Origin of the sequence: Streptomyces sp. BE20 (assembly GCF_036322525.1) — a bacterium.
Classification (GTDB): Bacteria; Actinomycetota; Actinomycetes; order Streptomycetales; family Streptomycetaceae; genus Kitasatospora.
Genome location: NZ_JAQYWW010001223.1, coordinates 305,207 through 323,400, shown reverse-complemented (window position 1 = coordinate 323,400; position 18,194 = coordinate 305,207). Strand labels below are relative to the sequence as shown.

Genomic DNA, 18,194 nt, shown 5'->3' with positions numbered 1-18,194 from the left:
GATCATCCGGCCCAACGTGACCGAAGGGGTGCGCCGGGTGACCAATTTGGCGGCGCGGGGGGCGGTTTCCCTGTCCTGGGCGCGGATAACCCCTGACTTTCCCGGACTGACGAGCGATCAGAATCGGTCACCGGGTGTCGGGTTCGGTCGATGCCCCTGAACCGACGTCCGGCGCGCCGGAGTTAGCCCGTAAGAGCGGCCTGGTCAGCGCGCGAATTGACCGGGCTCACTCCGTCGGGCGGCCTGGCGGAAGGATCGGGTCCGGGTGCGGGCCCGGGCGGGTCCGGGCCGGGGTCAGGCCCGGTGGCGGCGGTGCAGGGCCACCGCCGCCGCCACCGCGCCCGCCGTCACCCCGAGCGCCGCCGCCGCCGGCAGGCCCACCCGGGCCGCCTTCCGGCCGGTCCGGAAGTCCCGGACGCGCCAGCCCTGCGAGCGGGCGTGCCGCCGCAGCGCGCCGTCCGGGTTCACCACGTACGGGTGCCCGACCAGCGAGAGCATGGGGATGTCGTTGGCCGAGTCGCTGTACGCGGCGCAGCGGTCCAGGTCGAGCCGCTCCCGGCGGGCCAGCGAGCGGACGGCCGCCGCCTTGGCCGGGCCGTGCAGCATCTCGCCGACCAGCCGGCCCGTGTACGCGCCGTCGCGGGCCTCGGCGACGGTGCCGAGCGCGCCGGTCATGCCGAGCCGGGCGGCGATGATCCTGGCCACCTCCACCGGCGCGGCGGTGGCCAGCCAGACCCGCTGGCCGGCGTCCAGGTGCATCTGGACCAGGGCGCGGGTGCCGGGCCAGACCTTGTCGGCGATGACCTCGTCGAAGACCTCCTCGCAGAGGGCCTCCAGATCGGCGGTCCGCTTGCCGGCGACCAGGCCGAGCGCCGTGTGCTGGGCGTCGGCCATGTGGTCCGGGTCCTCGGCGCCGTGCAGCCGGAACCACGCCTGCTGCCAGGCGAAGCGGGCGATGTCGCGGCGGGTGAGGAAGCCGCGGCGGTAGAGGCCGACGCCGAGGTAGAAGATGGCGGCGCCGCGCAGGATGGTGTTGTCGCAGTCGAAGAAGGCGGCGGCGCGCGGGTCGTCCGGCTCGGGGGTGTGGTTCTCGGTGGGTGCCTTGGGTGCCTTGCCGCGCCGCGCGTGCTGCCCGGTGCCCTCCTCGGCGCTCTCCTCGGCGCTCTCCTCGGTGCCTTCCCCGGCGGGCCCGCTCTCCCCGCTCGGCCCGGCGACGGTCCCGGGAGCCGGCTCCACGTCGGCGGGCGGCTGCGGCGCGGTGCGCAGGGCGGCCTCCGCGGCCTCGGCCGCGGCCTCGCCCGCCAGGGCGATCCGCGCGGTGGTGGGTCGCCTTGTCTGGAGGAGCCTTCGGAGCACGGCCATGTCACCGAGCATAGCCAGCGGGTCGCGGGGCGGCCGTGACGGCGGCGTGCCGGGCCGGTGAACAGCCGCGCCGTCCGCCCGACCGGCCGTTCCGTGCGTCGGCCGCGGCCCCGTCGCCCCCGGACCGCTCGCGGAACCGCGCCCGACCGTCCCCGGTCGCCCCGGCCGCCGTCCGGCGGCCTGTAGGGGCGGCGCACAATGGCGGGGTGAGCCCACTGCTGCGACGTGACAAGAACCCGAAGCCGGCCGAGCGGACCGTGACCCTGGTGGCCAAGCCCGGTTGCCACCTGTGCGACGACGCCCGGGAGGTGATCGTCCGGGTGGCGGGCGAGCTGGGCGCGACCTTCGAGGAGAAGGACATCACGCAGGACGAGGAGCTCTACCGCCGCTACTGGGAGCAGATCCCGGTGACCCTGATCGACGGCCGCCAGCACGACTTCTGGCGGGTGGAGGAGAAGCGTCTGCGCGCCGCGCTCGGCGGCTGACGCCCCCCCGGGGGCCCGGCGGGCGGCTCCCGCGCCCCCGCCGGTCGGCGGGGGCGGTTCGCCGAATCGTTGTGAAGAATCCCCGCACGCGGCTTGGGGCGCCCCCCGGTGCTCGGCTTACGATCGAACTCGTCTGCGCCCATGGGGGGCTGAGCACGCGAGGAGTGCCGCCATGCTTCCCGGTCCGCCCCCCGTGGCGCCCCCAGGGCCGCCCGCCGCCCCGTCGGCCGGGCCCGGGGGTTTCGCCGTGGTGGACGTGGAGGCGACCGGCCGCAGCCCCTGGCGGCACCGGGTGGTCGAGGTCGCCGTGGTGCTGCTGGACGAGCGGCTCCGCCCGGAGGGCGAGTTCTGCACGCTGCTGGACCCGCTCGGGCCGGTGGGCCCGACCCATGTGCACCGGATAGCGCAGGAGGACGTCGAGGGCGCCCCGCGGTTCCGCGAGATCGCGCCCAGGCTGCTGGAGCTGTTGGCCGGTCGGGTGCTGGTCGGCCATCACGTCACCTGCGACCACGCCTTCCTCGATCGTGAGTTCGCCCGGATCGGGGTCCCGCTGCCCTCCGTGCCGCTGCTCTGCACGATGCGGCTGGCCCGGACCCACCTGCCGGAGGCCCGCGGGTTCGGCCTGGCGGCCTGTGTGGAGGCGGCCGGTCTGGGCGGGTTCGCGGCCCACACCGCGCTGGGCGACGCCCGGGCCACCGCCGGGCTGCTCCGGCACTGCCTGGGTGCGCCGTCCTGTCCGCCCGGCGACTGGGTGGAGCCGCTGCGGGCGGCGGCCCGGGTTCCGTGGCCGAGGTTGGGCGGCGCCCGGTCCCGGCCGGAGGGGGAGCCGGTCCCGCTGGTCCGCCGTGAGCTCCCGCGCGAGCCGTTGTACGGCCCTCGGCCACCCGCTGCACCGCCCCCGGCGGCGGCCCGGAAAGCGCCCGGTGCTATAGGTGCCACGGCGTGATGCGCATCACTGTGTGGGGACAAATCGGACACCATCTTTGTGCACACGTTCACAAACGCATAGCCTGGCTGCCAAAGCCCAGCTTCACCCACAGGAGCACCGTGGCAATCGGCCGATCACCACAGAGCAGTTCGCAGACGCCCGAGCAGGGCGCCGCGCGCCGACCCTCGCGTGCCCGGGGAATCCCGGAGGCGACAGTCGCGCGCCTGCCCCTCTATCTGCGCGCGCTCACCGCGCTCTCCGAGCGCTCGGTGCCGACGGTCTCCTCCGAGGAGCTGGCCGCGGCCGCCGGGGTGAACTCCGCCAAGCTGCGCAAGGACTTCTCCTACCTGGGCTCGTACGGCACCCGCGGCGTCGGCTACGACGTCGAGTACCTCGTCTACCAGATCTCCCGCGAGCTGGGCCTGACCCAGGACTGGCCGGTCGTCATCGTCGGCATCGGCAACCTCGGCCACGCGCTCGCCAACTACGGCGGCTTCGCCTCCCGCGGCTTCCGGGTCGCGGCCCTGCTGGACGCCGACCCGGCCGTGGTCGGCAGCAGTGCGGCCGGCCTCCCGGTGCGCCACATGGACGAGCTGGAGTCCATCGTGGAGAGCCAGCACGTCTCGATCGGCGTCATCACCACCCCGCCCGGTGCCGCCCAGCAGGTCTGCGACCGGTTGGTCGAGGCCGGTGTCACCAGCATCCTGAACTTCGCCCCGACCGTGCTGACCGTCCCGGACGGCGTCGACGTGCGCAAGGTGGACCTCTCCATCGAGCTGCAGATCCTCGCCTTCCACGAGCAGCGCAAGGCCGGCGACGAGCCGGACCGTGCCGAGTCCGTGCTCGACCGCGCCCCCGGCCCGGTCCGGGCGGCCGCCGCCAAGCTGCGCCGTGCCGCCGGCGGCAGCACCAAGGCCCGCCCGGCCACCGAGCCCGCCAAGGACGGCGACCCGGCGGCGAAGTCCCAGCCCGGCAAGCCCGGCGAGGGCGACCTCTCCGCGGTGATGCCGGCATGAGCGGGCAGCACGGGCAGCAGGGGCACTACGGGCGGATCGTCGTCGGCCGGGTGCCGTCCGACGCGCCCGCCGAGCGCGGCGGACGCCGCTCGGGCATCGGGATCCGCGGTACCGGGGGTCGGGCGTGAGTCTTCTCGTCGTAGGGCTGAGCCACCGCACCGCCCCGGTCGGCGTGCTGGAGCGCGCCGCCCTGACCGGTGAGGTCCCGACCCGGCTGCTGCACGACGCGGCCGCGTCCGCGACCGTCGCCGAGGCCGCGCTGCTGAACACCTGCAACCGGATCGAGCTGTACGCGGACGTGGACAAGTTCCACGCCGGCGTCGCCGAGCTGTCGCTGCTGCTCGCCCACCACAGCGGGGTCGACCTGGAGGAGCTCACCTCCCACCTCTACGTCCACTACGAGGACCGCGCCGTCCACCACCTCTTCTCGGTGGCCTGCGGCCTGGACTCGATGGTGGTCGGCGAGGGCCAGATCCTCGGCCAGCTGCGCGACTCGCTGGCCAGGGCGCAGGACGAGCACACCGCGGGTCGCGGCCTGAACGAGCTGTTCCAGCAGGCGCTGCGGGTCGGCAAGCGGGCGCACAGCGAGACCGGCATCGACAAGGCCGGCCAGTCACTGGTGACCTTCGGTCTGGAGCAGGTCGCGGCCGGCGCCGGCGAGATCGCCGGCAAGCGGGCGCTGGTGGTCGGCGCGGGCTCGATGAGCTCGCTGGCCGCCGCCACGCTGGTCCGCTCCGGCGTCACCGACCTGCTGATCGCCAATCGGACGCCCGAGCGGGCCGAGCGGCTGGTCGGGATCCTCGGTGCGGACGTGGCCCGCACCCTCGAACTGGCCAAGGTGCCCGAGGCGCTGGCCGACGTCGACCTGGTGATCTCCTGTACCGGCGCGGCCGGCGTGGTCATCAGGTCCGAGGACGTCGCCGCCGCAGTGGCGTCCCGCCACGCCGACACCCCGCTCGCCTTCCTCGACCTGGCCATGCCGCGCGACGTCGACCACGCCGTGCACGAGCTGCCCGGTGCGCTCCTCGTCGACCTGGAGAGCCTCTCGCACGCCCACGCGGCGACCCCCGGCGCCGGCGACGTCGACGCGGTCTCCGGCATCGTCGCCGAGGAGGTCACCGCCTTCGGCGCCGCCCAGCGGGCCGCCCGGATCGCCCCGACCGTGGTGGCGCTGCGCGCGATGGCCTCCGAGGTCGTCGCCGCCGAGCTGGGCCGCCTGGACTCCCGGCTGCCCGCGCTGGACGACCGCTCCCGCGCCGAGATCACCCAGACCGTCCGGCGGGTTGTCGACAAGCTGCTGCACGCCCCGACCGTACGGGTGAAGCAGCTCGCCGCCGAGCCGGGCGGTGCCTCCTACGCGGACGCGCTGCGCGAGCTGTTCGACCTCGACCCGGCCGCCGTGCACGCGGTCTCCGGCACACCGATCGGCACCCAGCAGCCTGCGGGCGGGGGCGCCAGATGAACCGTCAGCCATCCCACGAGTACCACCGGGACGATCACCTCATGAATGGTCAACCGCTCACCGGCCAGTCCCCGGACGCCACCGCACCCCTGCGGCTCGGCACCCGGCGCAGCGCGCTCGCCATGGCCCAGTCGGGCATGGTCGCCCGCGAGGTGACCCGGCTCACCGGGCGCCCCGTCGAGCTGGTGGAGATCACCACCTACGGCGACATCTCGCGCGAGGCGCTGGCCCAGATCGGCGGCACCGGCGTCTTCGTCTCCGCGTTGCGCGACGCGCTGCTGGAGGGCCGGATCGACTTCGCCGTGCACTCGCTCAAGGACCTGCCCACCGCCGCCCCCGAGGGTCTGGTGCTGGCCGCCGTCCCCGAGCGCGAGGACTTCCGCGACGCCCTGGTGGCGCGCGAGGGTCTGACCCTGGGCGAGCTGGTGGAGAAGCTGGCAGGCTCCGGCCGCACGGCCCGGATCGGCACCGGTTCGCCGCGCCGGATGGCGCAGCTGAACGCCTGGGCCCGGGCCCGGGGCGCACAACTGGAGACGGTGGCGATCCGCGGCAACGTGGACACCCGGATCGGCTTCGTCGCCTCCGGCGAGCTGGACGCCGTGGTGCTGGCCACCGCCGGCCTGAACCGGCTCGGCCGCGCCGCCGAGATCACCGAGCACCTGGACCGCGAGCTGATGATCCCGGCGCCCGGCCAGGGTGCGCTCGCCGTCGAGTGCACCCCCACCGCCGTACTTCCGGACGGGGGGTCGCTGGCTGCCGCGCTGTCGGCTCTGGACCACACCCCCACCCGGGTCGCGGTGGCCGCCGAGCGCGCCCTGCTGTCCGCCCTGGAGGCCGGCTGCTCCGCACCGGTCGCCGGCCTGGCGGTCCGGGGCCACGAGAACGAACTGCGGCTGGAGGGCGTGGTCGGAACCACCGACGGCGCCACCCTGCTGAAGATGTCCGCCGACGGTCCGATCGTCCTCGACGAGACCGCCGAGCAGCGGGCGGCGGCCCTCGGCCGCGCGCTGGCCGCCCGGCTGCTCGACGCGGGCGCGGCCGCCCTGATGGGGGAGCGAGCCCGATGAGCCCCACCGCCGCCACCGACAGCCCGTTCCCGGCCGACAGCCCGTTCGGAGGCGTGGTCCCCGCCACCGGTCGATGCACCTTCCTGGGTGCGGGCCCCGGCGACCCGGGCCTGCTGACCCTGCGCGCGGTCGAGGTGCTGGCTTCGGCCGACATCCTGGTCGCCGACCCGCTGACCGCCGCCGCGGTGCGCAGCCACTGCCCGTCCGGCGTGCAGGTGCACGCCCCGGGTGCGGAGGGGCCGGAGTTCGACCTGGCCGAGCTGGTCCGCGAGGCCGTGCGGTCCGGCAAGCACGTGGTGCGGACCGTCGACGGTGACCCGGGCCTGGACGGCTGTGCCGCCGAGGAGATGCTCGGCTGCGCCGGCGCCGGGATCGCCTTCGAGGTGATCCCCGGGGTCGCCCAGTCGGTCGGCGTGCCGGCCTACGCCGGTGTGCCGCTGCGCGGCGCGGCCGGCACCGACGTCCGGTTCGTGGAGGGCGCGGCCCTGTTGGCCGGCTCGCCGGTGGACCTGGGCGCGCAGGAGACCACCCTGGTGGTGCGGACCACCCTGGGCCAGCTGCCCGCCACCGCCAACGCGCTGGTCTCCAACGGCCGCAAGCCGGAGTCGGCCCTGAGCGCGACGCTCTCCGGCACCACCACCCGCCAGCGCACCTTCACCGCCACCCTGGCCACCATCGCGGCCGACCTGAAGGCGGCCCGGGTGCTGCCCTCGCCGGTGTCGGCGCCGGTGGACCCGGCCACCCCGGTCATAGCCGTGGTCGGGGAGCAGGTCGCGCACCGCTCCTCGCACTCCTGGTTCGAGACCAAGCCGCTGTTCGGCTGGAACGTCCTGGTGCCGCGGACCAAGGAGCAGGCGCACGGCCTCTCCGAGCAGCTCCGCTCGTACGGCGCGGTGCCGCAGGAGGTGCCGACCATCGCGGTCGAGCCGCCGCGCACCCCGCAGCAGATGGAGCGGGCCATCAAGGGCCTGGTCACCGGCCGGTACGAGTGGATCGCCTTCACCTCGGTGAACGCGGTGCGCGCCGTGCGGGAGAAGTTCGAGGAGTACGGCCTGGACGCCCGGGCGTTCGCCGGGATCAAGGTCGCGGCGGTCGGCGAGACCACCGCGCAGGCGCTGGTCGACTTCGGCGTGAAGCCGGACCTCGTGCCGTCCGGCGAGCAGTCCGCCGCCGGCCTGCTGGAGGACTGGCCGCCGTACGACCCGGTGTTCGACCCGATCGACCGGGTGCTGCTGCCGCGCGCCGACATCGCCACCGAGACCCTGGTGGCCGGCCTGGTCGAGCTGGGCTGGGAGGTCGACGACGTGACGGCGTACCGGACGGTGCGCGCCTCGCCGCCGCCGGCCGAGACTCGTGAGGCGATCAAGGGCGGCGGCTTCGACGCGGTGCTGTTCACCTCGTCCTCGACCGTGCGGAACCTGGTCGGGATCGCGGGCAAGCCGCACAACGTGACGGTCATCGCCTGCATCGGCCCGGCCACCGCGAAGACCGCCGAGGAGCACGGCCTGCGGGTCGACGTGATGGCCCCGGCGCCGTCGGCGGCCGCGCTGGCCCAGGCCCTGGCGGACTTCGGGGCCAAGCGCCGCGACACCGCGACGGCCGCCGGCGAGCCGGTCTACCGGCCCAGCGAGCGTCGTCCCGGCTCGCGCCGCAAGGCCGCACGCTGACAACGGCCGGGGGCGGTCCACCCGCCGCCCCCGGCACTCGCACCACCGTTCGGAGAGAGAAGCAGTGTCCGCTGAATTCCCGTACGTCCGCCCGCGCCGCCTGAGGTCGACCCCGGCGATGCGCCGCCTGGTCGCCGAGACCCGGCTGCACCCGGCGGAGCTGATCCTGCCGGTGTTCGTCCGCGAGGGCGTGCGCGAGCCGGTGCCGGTCTCGTCGATGCCCGGGGTGGTCCAGCACACCCGCGACACCCTGCGCAGGGCCGCGGTCGAGGCGGCCGAGGCGGGCCTGGGCGGCCTCATGCTGTTCGGCGTCCCGGAGGTGCAGGACGCCGTCGGCAGCGAGGGCACCAACCCCGACGGCATCCTCCAGCAGGCGATCCGGGACGTGGTCGCCGAGGTCGGCGACGCCCTGGTGGTCATGTCCGACCTCTGCCTGGACGAGTACACCGACCACGGCCACTGCGGCGTGCTGGCCGCCGACGGCTCGGTGGACAACGACGCGACGCTGGAGCGCTACGCCGAGATGGCCCGGGTGCAGGCCGACGCCGGCGTCCACCTGGTCGGTCCGTCCGGGATGATGGACGGCCAGATCGCGGTGGTCCGGCGGGCCCTGGACGAGGCCGGCCACCAGGACGTGGGCATCCTCGCCTACACCGCCAAGTACGCCTCGGCGTTCTACGGTCCGTTCCGGGAGGCGGTCGGCTCCTCGCTGAAGGGTGACCGCAAGTCCTACCAGCAGGATCCGGCGAACGCGCGGGAGGCCCTGCGCGAGCTGGAGCTGGACGTCGCCGAGGGCGCCGACCTGGTGATGGTCAAGCCGGGCATGGCCTACCTGGACATCCTGCGCCAGGTCGCCGACGCCTCGCCGGTGCCCGTCTCGGCGTACCAGGTGTCGGGCGAGTACGCGATGGTCGAGGCGGCCGCGGCGAACGGCTGGATCGACCGGGAGCGGATGATCCTGGAGACGCTGACGTCGCTGCGCCGGGCCGGCGCCGAGCAGATCCTCACCTACTGGGCGGTCGAGGCCGCCGCGATGCTGAAGTAGCGGCGGACGCACGAAGGCCGGGCCCCTCTGTGGTGAGGGGCCCGGCCTTTCGGCTACTTCTCCCAGCCGCCGATGTGGGCGAAGCCCTCCACGCCGCCGACGACGTCGGTGGAGGTGGCGGCTCCCCATCCGTGCCCGCCGGTGTGGACGTTCGAGGTGTGGGCGAGACCCCACCACTCGCCGGCCGCGAACACCGGGTCGGCCGACGCGACGAACTCGCCGCCGCCGACCAGGCCGACGTGCGCGGACGCCGGGGTGGCGACACCGGCCAGCGCCAGCGCGCCGAAGGCGGTCAGCGCGACCTTGCCCAGCTTGCTCTTCATGGATCTGCCCTCTCTTCCGGAGCGTCCGGTCGGAACGCTCTGCCTCTGACGTGTGCTCCGGTCCGTGTCCGGGCGGCAGCTCTGACACGTGAACACACGCTGCCGTCCGCACCGGCGCCCCACGCGCCGTGCCGACGGCCTGTCACCCGGCCGGCCCGCACGCGGAGTGCGGCCGGCCGGACGTCCGGTCCCGTACGCCGGGAGGGCCCGGGGACCAGACGTCCCCGGGCCCTCCGCCGCACCGTGCCGCAGGATCAGCCGATCAGGTGCGAGACACCCGCGTCGCCCGAGGACTGGGTGTTCTGGCCGACGTTGCAGATCTGCTTCGGGGTGCTGTTGAGGATCGGCACCTCGACCGGGACGGCCACGCCGAGGACGGCGACCGCGATGTTGTGGACCTCCGGCAGGCAGATGTTCGCGTTGTCGAGGGTGTGGAAGTTCGGGCTGTGGTCGCCGTGGGTGCCGGTCTGGTTGGTGCCACCGTTGCCCTGGACCGAGACGGCGGAGCCGTCCGAGTCGGCGATGGCCGAGGCCGAGCCGGCGGACATCGCGATGGCGGCGGCGGCGAGGCCGGCGGCGGCGAGGGACTTCTTGATCATTTCGGTGTTCCTCTCGGGGGATGAATCGGGGAGCGATTCGAAGGGTGGTTCTGGAGGGGTGACGCAGGTGGGGCGAGCGGTCAGCCGATGAGGTGGGAGACGCCCGAGTCGCCCTTGGTCTGGGTGCCCTGACCCTGGGTGCAGTACTGCTTGCCACCGCTGTTGGCGATCGGGACCTCGACCGGGACGGCCACGCCGAGCACGCCGACGGCGATGTTGTGGATCTCCGGCAGGCAGACGTTCGCGTTGTCCAGGAAGTGGAAGTTCGGGCTGTGGTCGCCGACGGTGCCGGTGAAGTTGGTGCCGCCGTTGCCCTGGAAGGACCCGGCGGAGCCGTCCGAGTCACCGATGGCCGAGGCCGGCGCGGCGGCGGCGGCCATCGCGGCGGCAGCCAGCCCGGCGGCGGCGAAGGACTTCTGGATCATGGGGAGATCCCTCTCTGAAATGCTCTTGAGTTTCCGTGCGTACAACGCGTACAACGCTCAGACCCGGTCTGCAGTCACTGACGTTCAGATCAAAGAATGACGGCACGGAAGGTTACGGGGATTTTTGAAAAGAGTCCGGGAGGCGCGACCCGAACCCCTTTCCGGTCGGATTATTAGCCCGAACCGGTTAACGCCCGCAATCCGGGATCCCGGTGGCTCGTTGAGACAGATTGCTTTGGGCTGCGCCCGCGCAGCCCTCCCCAGAGATCTCCAGTACGGACAGGCGGAACGGTGAAAAGCATGAGGTTCTCCAAGCGGGCCGGCGCGATGCTGCTGGCGGTCGGTGCGGGCGTACTCGCCTCCCAGGGGGCGGCCTCGGCCGCGGCCCCGGTCAGCCCCGAGCAGGTCGGGGCGCTGGAGGACCAGCTGGCGACCCAGCAGGTCCCGGTGGACGTGCCGGTGGCGCCGTTGGGCAGCCGGATCTCCGGCGGCATCCCGACCTCGCTGCTGATGCCCCCCGTGCCCGCCCACACCACCGGCGGCGCGCTGATCCCGGAGCGGATCGTCCCCGCCCTCGGCACCGGCAAGGTGGGCCCGACCGCGAAGGCCGAGCTGCCGCTGCCCCTGGTCGACCAGGGCGCCGACCTCGGCGAGCTGCTGCTGGACGCCCCGGCCGCGCCGCTGCACGCCGACACCCCCGGGCTGGGCCTCGGCAGGCCGCTCTCGGTCGTCCAGGACGGCACCGGACAGCTCGCCGACGGCCGGGTCAAGGTGGACGAGATCGACCCGCGGCTGGTGACCGGCGCCGTCCAGGCCGTTCCGGGGGCCAAGGCCACCCTCGGCAACGAGGACGAGCGGATCTCGGTGACCGACTCGGTGGGCAACCTGGCGACCACCACCACCGCGACCGCCACCGGCGTGGTGCAGGAGACCGGCCTGGCCGGCCTCGCCCAGCTGTAGCAGCCGCCCGCACCGCAGCGCGCAGCACGCCGGACGCAGTACACGGGAGAGCCCGGCACCCCGCTCCGAACGGGGGTGCCGGGCTCTCCCGCGTACGGCCGTGGATCGCGGACGGCCGCCGGGCGTCCGGCTCAGCCGGGCAGTGCCCCGAGCAGCTGGCCGACCACCGGCAGGTCGCGCGGTCCGCCGCCGGCGCTGAGCGGGCCGGTCAGCGTCTCGGTGCCGATCGGCGCCAGGCCGGTGTTCTCCGGCTTGACGGTCGCGCCGTTGTTCAGCACGTCGGCCGAGGAGTTGGCCCACGGGTCCAGACGCAGGTCCTTGATCGGTGCGACGCCGTAGCCGAGGCCGGTGGTCGTGCCGCCGAGTGCCTGGGCGAGGTCGGTCTTGGTCAGCGAGGCACCGCCCTCGGCCGGGGCCGCGTGTGCGGCTCCCGCGCCGCCGAGCAGCATCGCGGCACCCAGGGCGGCGGCGAGGCCGGCCCCGCTCTTCTTCGAAACCATGCGGAATCACCCTTCGGGGGAGTGGGTCCCGGCGCGGCCGGACCGCGCCCGGGTACGCCGAACCGCCCCCCGGCCGGTGGGCCGGAGGGCAGCGCGGCCGGAACGCGTGCCGGACGGGATCAGCAGTCGTCCTCGACGTGGTGCTGCGGCGCCTCGGCGTTGATGCAGGTGTTGCCGAACGCCGGGTTGAGCAGGCCGATGACGTTCACGGAGTTGCCGCACAGGTTGACCGGGATGTGCACCGGGACCTGGAGCTGGTTGCCGGAGACGACACCGGGCGAGCCGGCGGCGACGCCCTCCGCGCCGGAGCTGGCGGAGGCGGCGCCCGCCGCACCCATCACCAGGCCGGCGGCGGCGGCGGAGAGGACGGCGGCCTTCTTCACGTTCTGCATGGGGGTTGATCTCCTCGATCACACACGGTAGCGGGCCGCACCCCGCCACTGGCGGGGTGCGGCACGGATTCGGCAGTACGGCGGTCACCGGTGCGGCGACCGCCGGTTCAGCCGGCGTTGACGCAGGTGTTGCCGAACGCCGGGTTCAGGATGCTGACGATCCCGATGGAGTTGCCGCAGACGTTGACCGGGATGTGCACCGGGATCTGGATCTGGTTGCCGGAGAGCACACCCGGGGAGCCGGCGGCGACACCCTGGGCGCCGGAGCTGGCGAACGCGCCGCCGGCCGCACCGACCACCAGACCGGCGGCGGCGAGGGACAGGGCGGCGGCCTTCTTGAGGTTACGCATGTGGTTCTTCCTCCGTTTTCTGCCCGACCGTCTGTGGAATAGTCGGGAGCCGGGCGAGGTGAAATCCTTGCCCGTCGGCTTCTGGGAATGCCGTGATTGTCACTCGGGCGGCCCAGATGGCGCGTGTCGCCCATGGCTCGGGCGATGATTCGGCCGCCGCTTCACCGCGCGTCGCGAACGATTCCCGCACGGCCGGGAAGAATTCGTGCAGACGCACGACCAGGAGGAATTCCGGACGGGCTTGGACCGGCGTCGGATCTCCCGGAGTCGAGGTGCCGCCCGTCTGGGGGCGGGCCGGGCGGCGGTGCCGCCCCGGATCAGGCGTTGACGCAGGTGTTGCCGAACGCCGGGTTGAGCAGGCCGACCACGTTGATCGAGTTGCCGCACAGGTTGACCGGGACGTGCACCGGGATCTGGATCTGGTTGCCCGAGGCCACGCCGGGGGAGCCGGCCGCGACGCCCTCGGCGGACGCGCCGTGGGCGTGGGCGGCGCCGGCGCCGGCGGCCAGCAGGGCGGCGGTGGCCGCGGTGCCGAGGACGCCGTGGGCGAGCTTGCGCATGTGCGGGACTCGATTCGTCGTAGAGAGCGTCGTGAGGAGCGGGGCGGAGCGTGTTCCGCCAGGGAGAACGAGGGAGCGCTCGGGGGGAAACGGTCGGATGTGCTGATCACCCGAATGCCTGGCGGGCCGTTCCGTTCCTCCGGATGGGTGACAGTGGGGGTGCCCCAGCAACCGGCTCGACCGGGTCTCGTTGGAGATGTCGCACTCCCCGTGCATCTCTGTCGAACAGTCAGGAGGCTCGTATGAGCATCAAGAAGACGGCCGCCGTCGGCGCCGCTGTAGTCGGCATCGTGGCGGCCGGTGCCGGCACCGCGATGGCCAGCTCCGGTGCGGAGGGTGTTGCCGCGGGTTCCCCCGGTGTCATCTCCGGCAACCAGCTGCAGGTCCCGGTCCACGTTCCGGTCAACCTGTGCGGCAACACCATCGACATCATCGGTCTGCTGAACCCCGCGTTCGGCAACACCTGCGTCAACCACGGCTGATCTGCGACCGGTCCGGCCCGCTGCGAGCCGCCGTTCCCGTGCTTCCCTCCTGGGGCGCGGGGCGGCGGCTCTCGGTATGTCCGGGGGCGGCCGGCGGGGGCGACCGGTGAGCCCGGCCGGTTCGGTCTGCCCCGTCTGCCCCGTCTGCCCCGTCTGCCCTGTCCGCCCCGTCGGTCCGGCCGGTCCGGTCGGTCGTCAATTGCCGGTGCTGTCAGGGGCCTTGTTGCGTTACTTGTCAGTACCTAGAATATGAGACCTGCTCACCTTTCTGCGCTCCGAAGCTCCGAAGCCCCCCACGCTCCGAACCGTCCGGCACCCCCCGGCCGGGCGGTCCCCACCCGCAAGGAGTCGCGTGTGATCAGGTCACGACGGGCAGGTGCGCGGCGGAACCGGACGGTCGCGCGCCGCTCCCCCTACGGCGCGCTGCTGGCGGCGGGCGCCCTCGTCGCCGCCCTCGGCACGGTCGCCACCCCCGCCGCCCTCGCGGGCGCCGCCCCGGCGGGCTCCGGGGCCGCCACCGCCCGCCCGCCCGCGATCGTCGCCCTGGGCGACAGTGCCATCTCCGGGGAGGGCGCCGGCACCGACACCGCCGACGGCTACTTCCCCGAGACGGACAGCCCCACCAACTACTGCCACCGGCACCCCAAGTCGGAGATCTTCGTCACCGACATCCCCGGCGTCACCCCGATCGACCTCGCCTGCTCCGGCGCCCAGACCGGCGACCTGGTCAGCGACCCCGAACTGGCGAAGATCACCGGCCCCGGCAGCGGGGACTTCGGCGAGGCCAAGCAGGACGTCCAGCTCGCCGGCGTGGCCGCCGCGTACGACGTGAAGCTCGTCGTCGTCACCATCGGCGCCAACGACGACTTCGACTTCAGCGGGATCATGATGCACTGCCTCGCGCAGTACTTCCCGATCCCCAAGGACCAGGGGTGCCGCGACACCATCGGCAGCGCCGAGATCGCCCGCCGGGCCCAGCAGGTCCGGCCCAAGGTGGTCGCCGCGCTGCAGAACATCCGGCAGACCATGCGGAGGGCCGGCTACGCCGACGGCTCCTACCAGCTGGTCTACCAGTCGTACTTCAATCCGATCACCCCGGACATCCGGCGCAACGACTACCTCGGCAAGGTCGCCGACGGCTGCCCGGCCTTCCCCGAGGACCTCGCCTGGGGCCACAACTGGGTGGTGCCGCTCTTCAGCGACGCGCTGCGCGGGGCGGCCGAACAGGTGCCCGGCGTCCGCTACCTCGACCAGCGCCGGGTCGCCTTCGGCCACGAGGTCTGCGCGAAGTGGACCAGCTCCCCGTACGAGTACACCAACGGGGACGTCATCAACCTCTCCGAGTGGGTCCGCAACGGCTGTGACCAGCAGATCGGCATCCCCGGGCTGTGCATGAACATGGTCCGCCAGTCGTACCACCTGCGGGTGGCCGGCTACCGCGGCGAGGGGGTCTGCCTCGGCCAGTTCTACGCCCGCACCGACCTCACCCAGGCGTACTGCACGCTCGACCAGCGGAACACCACCTCCATCCAGCCGCTCACCCCCGGTCGACCGATCGCCGACGTGCCCGAGGACGGCGCCTGGTACCGGTTGACCAACGCCGCCGACGGCCGGGCGCTGGACCTCGGCGGCGGCGGCACGTACGGGGACGCCACCAACGGCCGGGCCGCCATCACCTATCCGGCCACCGGCGGGCTCAACCAGTCCTTCGTCCTGGAGGCCGGGGCCGGCGGCAGCTACGAACTCTCCTTCAGCGGCAACCGCGCCATGTGCCTGGACGCCGACGCCGGCTCGACCGCACCCGGCACCCGCATCCAGCAGTGGCGGTGCCACGGCGGCGGCAACCAGCGCTGGTTCGTGAAACCGGCCGGCGACGGCCTCTGGAAGCTGGCCGACTCGCAGGACCAGGGCACGGTCGTCACCGCCACCGGCCGGCTCGACGCCGGGGGCAACCCGCTCGTCCAGCTCGCGGCCGACACCGGTGCCCCCGCCCAGCTCTGGCAGCTCACCAAGCTCGGCATCGTCCACCTCCGGGACTGACCCGCCCCGACCGGCCGCCGCCGCCCCGCTGCCCGGGGCGGCGGCGGCCCTGCCGTGTCACCGCCGTCTCCCCGCCGCGTGTCGTCGCCGTCCGTCGCTGCCTGTCCGTCACTGCCGTCCGTCACTGCCGGGCCGCGGCTCCCGGTGGTGGAAGGGCGGACACGGAAGGTTGGGGTGGGGCGGGAGAAGGCGGTGTCGTAGGCTCGGCCGGCGTCGCTGTGTCGGTCGGCGCGCCGGTCACGAGTGGGGCGGGGAGTCCAGAGCTGATGAGCACGGCATCGAGCACCGAGTCGTCGGGCGGTGGCGCGGGAGTGCCGCCGCCTCCGGAGACGGTGGAGCGGGAGGTCGGGACGGAGCCGGAGCGACGACAGGGGCGGTTCGCCGCCGCGGTCGACCGGTTCGCGCCCGCGCTCGGCGCGTACGCCGTGGTGAAGGCGACCGGCCTGACCGTCTTCCTGCTGCTGCTCTCGCACACCGAGGACTTCCTGAAGAAGGACCCGGGGCGGGGCGGCGGCGCCCAGCCGTGGGACGTGCTGGGGACCTGGGACGGCATCTGGTACCAGCGGATCGCCGAGAACGGCTACGACCCGCAGCTGATCGCGCTGCACGGCTACCCGCTCGCCACCTACTACGAGAACTCGGCCGCGTTCTTCCCCCTCTACCCCTGGCTGATGCGCCTGGTGGGGACGATCACCGGGCTGGGGCCGTACGGCTCGGGCATCGTCGTCTCGGTGCTCGCCTCGTTCGTCGCGGCGGCCGGGATCTTCGCGATCGCCGAGCGGCTCGGGGGCTTCCGGGCGGGCGTGATCGCGGCGGTGATCTGGGGGCTCTTCCCGGGCTCGGGCGTGGAGTGGGCGGTCTACTCGGACTCGCTCTTCGTCGCCCTGTCCACCTGGGCCTGCTACTGCGTGATGACCCGGCGCTGGCTGGCCGCGGGAACGCTCGCGCTGGTGGCCGGTCTCAACCGGCCGACCGCCGCCGCGCTGATCGCGGCGGTCTCGATCACGGCGCTGGTGGCGCTGGTCCGGCGCACCGACGGGATCGCCCGCCCGCTGACCGCGATGCTGATCACCCCCTGGGGGCTGCTCGGGTACGTCGCCTGGGTCGGCTACCGGATGGGCGACTGGACCGGCTACTTCAAGCTGCAGCGCGGTGCCTGGAACCGCTACTTCGACTGGGGGGCCTCGACCGCCCGCACCACGCTGGACGTGGTCACCGGGCACTGGACGTTCTGGCAGTCCAACCCCGCACCGGACCTGATCGCGGTGGCGCTGCTGATCGCCCTGCCCGGGCTGCTGGTGCTCCTGCTGCGGCTGCGACCGCCGCTGGTGCTGGTGGTCTACACGCTGCTGACCCTGTTCACCGCGCTGAGCAGCAACCAGATCTACGGCAACATCTCGCGCTACCTGCTGCCGGCCTTCCCGCTGTTCATCGGGCTGGCGATCGCGCTGCGCAGGCTGCGGCCGACCACGGTGGCGGGCCTGTTCGCCATGCCCGCGGTGGCGGCCGGCTGGTACGCCGGGTACGCACTGTTCGAGCTCGGCATCCCGTAGCCGGGCCCGCCCGTGCGGGAGTTCCCGTGCGGGAGCGCCTTGGAGGAGTGCCGGCGGGGGAGTGCGGGTGGGGGAGACCGGCACTCCCGCACGGGATCATCCGCCTGCGGACGGTGTTGCTAGTCTCGGAGCCATGACGACGAGTCCGCCCGAGCGCCAGATCCGTGACATCTCCGGCCTGCTGGACCACGCCAGTCACGTCCTGGCGACGCGGATGGCGGCCGCCTTCGTCGAGCTCGGCATCACGCCGCGCGCGTACTGCGTGCTCTTCCACGCCCTGGAGGGCGAGCGCACCCAGATCCAGCTGGCCGAGCTCGCGGACCTGGACAAGACCACCATGGTGGTGACCGTCGACGAGCTGGAGAAGGCCGGGCTGGCCGAGCGCAGGCCGTCCGTCACCGATCGCCGGGCCAGGATCATCTCGGTCACCGGGGACGGCGAGCGGGCCGTCGAGCGGGGTACGGCGATCGCGGACCGGGTGCACCGGGAGGTGCTGGAGTCGCTGCCGGAGGGCGAGCGCACGGTGTTCGTCTCGGCGCTGACCCGGTTGGTGGGCGGTGCGCTGGCGGAGCCGGTGGAGAGCGAGCGCACGGTCCGCCGGGCGCGCCGGGCGCGGAGCTGAGGCTGCCCGATGGGCGGTCGGCGATCGGGGGCATCGGGTCGGCCGGGTCGGCCCGTGGCGCCCGGTCCCCGTCGCGGCGGTGAACCTTTTCGGTGGAGTGCGCGGCGGATCAACGGAACTGTGGCGGACAGAACGTCGCAGCGCGGCGGCCGGGCCACGGAAATGACCGTTCGGCAGGCGCGGAGGAGACGTCGCCGAGCCGAAACCGGCGCGGGCGGCAGTCGTCAGGGGGGGCGGATCGTTTCCGGGCCTCCGCACCGAGGGGTGAATCCGCTCGCGTGTGCCTGTTCTCCCCGCCGCCGCGCAGGCACGGCGGCGGACGGACTCCGGGCAGTCCGATCGGAGTCGGGGGCGGG

At 73.7% G+C, this 18,194-nt stretch carries 21 protein-coding genes; 13 read left to right on the top strand and 8 right to left on the bottom strand.

All coding sequences use genetic code 11. The annotated features are described in order from the left end of the window. Positions 1-294 precede the first annotated feature (294 nt). Positions 295-1,362: an HAD family hydrolase gene (locus PUR61_RS43805; protein WP_329885535.1), complete on the bottom strand. Its 1,068-nt coding sequence runs from the start codon at positions 1,360-1,362 to the stop codon at positions 295-297. A gap of 206 nt (positions 1,363-1,568) precedes the next feature. Between PUR61_RS43805 and PUR61_RS43800 the strand changes: the two genes are divergently transcribed. From PUR61_RS43800 to hemB, 8 genes are all read left to right on the top strand, one after another. Beyond that, a complete protein-coding gene (locus PUR61_RS43800) occupies positions 1,569-1,847 on the top strand; it encodes a glutaredoxin family protein (RefSeq protein ID WP_329885534.1) in 279 nt (92 codons plus the stop codon). A gap of 247 nt (positions 1,848-2,094) precedes the next feature. Continuing rightward, entirely contained in the window at positions 2,095-2,793 is a 699-nt protein-coding gene (locus PUR61_RS43795) for a 3'-5' exonuclease (RefSeq protein ID WP_329885533.1), read from the top strand. A gap of 101 nt (positions 2,794-2,894) precedes the next feature. Beyond that, positions 2,895-3,791 (top strand): redox-sensing transcriptional repressor Rex, encoded by an 897-nt coding sequence (locus PUR61_RS43790; RefSeq protein ID WP_329885532.1) that lies wholly within the window; start codon positions 2,895-2,897, stop codon positions 3,789-3,791. Next, a complete protein-coding gene (locus PUR61_RS43785; RefSeq protein ID WP_329885531.1) occupies positions 3,788-3,919 on the top strand; it encodes a hypothetical protein in 132 nt (43 codons plus the stop codon). The genes PUR61_RS43790 and PUR61_RS43785 overlap by 4 nt, the downstream gene beginning before the upstream one ends. Then, positions 3,916-5,253, top strand: coding sequence for a glutamyl-tRNA reductase (locus PUR61_RS43780; RefSeq protein ID WP_329885529.1), 1,338 nt, complete (start codon positions 3,916-3,918; stop codon positions 5,251-5,253). Before PUR61_RS43785 ends, PUR61_RS43780 begins: the two co-directional genes overlap by 4 nt. 41 nt (positions 5,254-5,294) lie before the next feature. Beyond that, positions 5,295-6,320, top strand: a complete 1,026-nt coding sequence (hemC, locus tag PUR61_RS43775) for a hydroxymethylbilane synthase (RefSeq protein WP_329885528.1) — start codon at positions 5,295-5,297, stop codon at positions 6,318-6,320. Continuing rightward, the gene (locus PUR61_RS43770; RefSeq protein WP_329885527.1) at positions 6,317-7,987 is read left to right on the top strand and encodes a bifunctional uroporphyrinogen-III C-methyltransferase/uroporphyrinogen-III synthase; all 1,671 of its coding nucleotides are present in this window, start codon (positions 6,317-6,319) and stop codon (positions 7,985-7,987) included. Before hemC ends, PUR61_RS43770 begins: the two co-directional genes overlap by 4 nt. A gap of 64 nt (positions 7,988-8,051) precedes the next feature. Further along, positions 8,052-9,032 (top strand): porphobilinogen synthase, encoded by a 981-nt coding sequence (gene hemB, locus PUR61_RS43765; RefSeq protein WP_329885526.1) that lies wholly within the window; start codon positions 8,052-8,054, stop codon positions 9,030-9,032. Positions 9,033-9,085: 53 nt separating this feature from the next. Here hemB and PUR61_RS43760 read toward each other — a convergent pair whose 3' ends face one another. The 3 genes from PUR61_RS43760 to PUR61_RS43750 form a co-directional block, all read right to left on the bottom strand. After that, positions 9,086-9,355 (bottom strand): hypothetical protein, encoded by a 270-nt coding sequence (locus PUR61_RS43760; RefSeq protein WP_329885525.1) that lies wholly within the window; start codon positions 9,353-9,355, stop codon positions 9,086-9,088. 254 nt (positions 9,356-9,609) lie between these two features. Further along, complete coding sequence (locus tag PUR61_RS43755; RefSeq protein WP_327678146.1) at positions 9,610-9,954, bottom strand: rodlet layer protein; 345 nt, start codon at positions 9,952-9,954, stop codon at positions 9,610-9,612. An 80-nt stretch (positions 9,955-10,034) separates the two neighbouring features. Further along, entirely contained in the window at positions 10,035-10,379 is a 345-nt protein-coding gene (locus tag PUR61_RS43750) for a rodlet layer protein (protein WP_329885524.1), read from the bottom strand. Between the two features lie 300 nt (positions 10,380-10,679). On the opposite strand from PUR61_RS43750, the gene PUR61_RS43745 reads away from it, so the two are divergent. After that, on the top strand, positions 10,680-11,339 hold the full coding sequence (locus tag PUR61_RS43745; RefSeq protein WP_329885523.1) for a hypothetical protein: 660 nt from the start codon (positions 10,680-10,682) through the stop codon (positions 11,337-11,339). Positions 11,340-11,470: 131 nt separating this feature from the next. Here PUR61_RS43745 and PUR61_RS43740 read toward each other — a convergent pair whose 3' ends face one another. The 4 genes from PUR61_RS43740 to PUR61_RS43725 all read right to left on the bottom strand — a co-directional run bounded on the left by PUR61_RS43740 (position 11,471) and on the right by PUR61_RS43725 (position 13,141). Beyond that, complete coding sequence (locus PUR61_RS43740; RefSeq protein ID WP_329885522.1) at positions 11,471-11,839, bottom strand: hypothetical protein; 369 nt, start codon at positions 11,837-11,839, stop codon at positions 11,471-11,473. A gap of 119 nt (positions 11,840-11,958) precedes the next feature. Then, positions 11,959-12,231 (bottom strand): chaplin, encoded by a 273-nt coding sequence (locus PUR61_RS43735; protein ID WP_329885521.1) that lies wholly within the window; start codon positions 12,229-12,231, stop codon positions 11,959-11,961. A gap of 107 nt (positions 12,232-12,338) precedes the next feature. Beyond that, complete coding sequence (locus PUR61_RS43730) at positions 12,339-12,581, bottom strand: chaplin (RefSeq protein ID WP_329885520.1); 243 nt, start codon at positions 12,579-12,581, stop codon at positions 12,339-12,341. 317 nt (positions 12,582-12,898) lie between these two features. After that, complete coding sequence (locus PUR61_RS43725) at positions 12,899-13,141, bottom strand: chaplin (RefSeq protein WP_329885519.1); 243 nt, start codon at positions 13,139-13,141, stop codon at positions 12,899-12,901. A gap of 242 nt (positions 13,142-13,383) precedes the next feature. On the opposite strand from PUR61_RS43725, the gene PUR61_RS43720 reads away from it, so the two are divergent. From PUR61_RS43720 to PUR61_RS43705, 4 genes are all read left to right on the top strand, one after another. Further along, positions 13,384-13,623, top strand: a complete 240-nt coding sequence (locus PUR61_RS43720; RefSeq protein WP_329885518.1) for a chaplin — start codon at positions 13,384-13,386, stop codon at positions 13,621-13,623. Positions 13,624-13,977: 354 nt separating this feature from the next. After that, entirely contained in the window at positions 13,978-15,663 is a 1,686-nt protein-coding gene (locus tag PUR61_RS43715) for an RICIN domain-containing protein (RefSeq protein ID WP_329885517.1), read from the top strand. 266 nt (positions 15,664-15,929) lie between these two features. Then, a complete protein-coding gene (locus PUR61_RS43710) occupies positions 15,930-17,216 on the top strand; it encodes a hypothetical protein (protein WP_329885516.1) in 1,287 nt (428 codons plus the stop codon). 133 nt (positions 17,217-17,349) lie between these two features. Further along, on the top strand, positions 17,350-17,838 hold the full coding sequence (locus tag PUR61_RS43705; protein WP_329885515.1) for a MarR family winged helix-turn-helix transcriptional regulator: 489 nt from the start codon (positions 17,350-17,352) through the stop codon (positions 17,836-17,838). Positions 17,839-18,194: the final 356 nt, after the last annotated feature.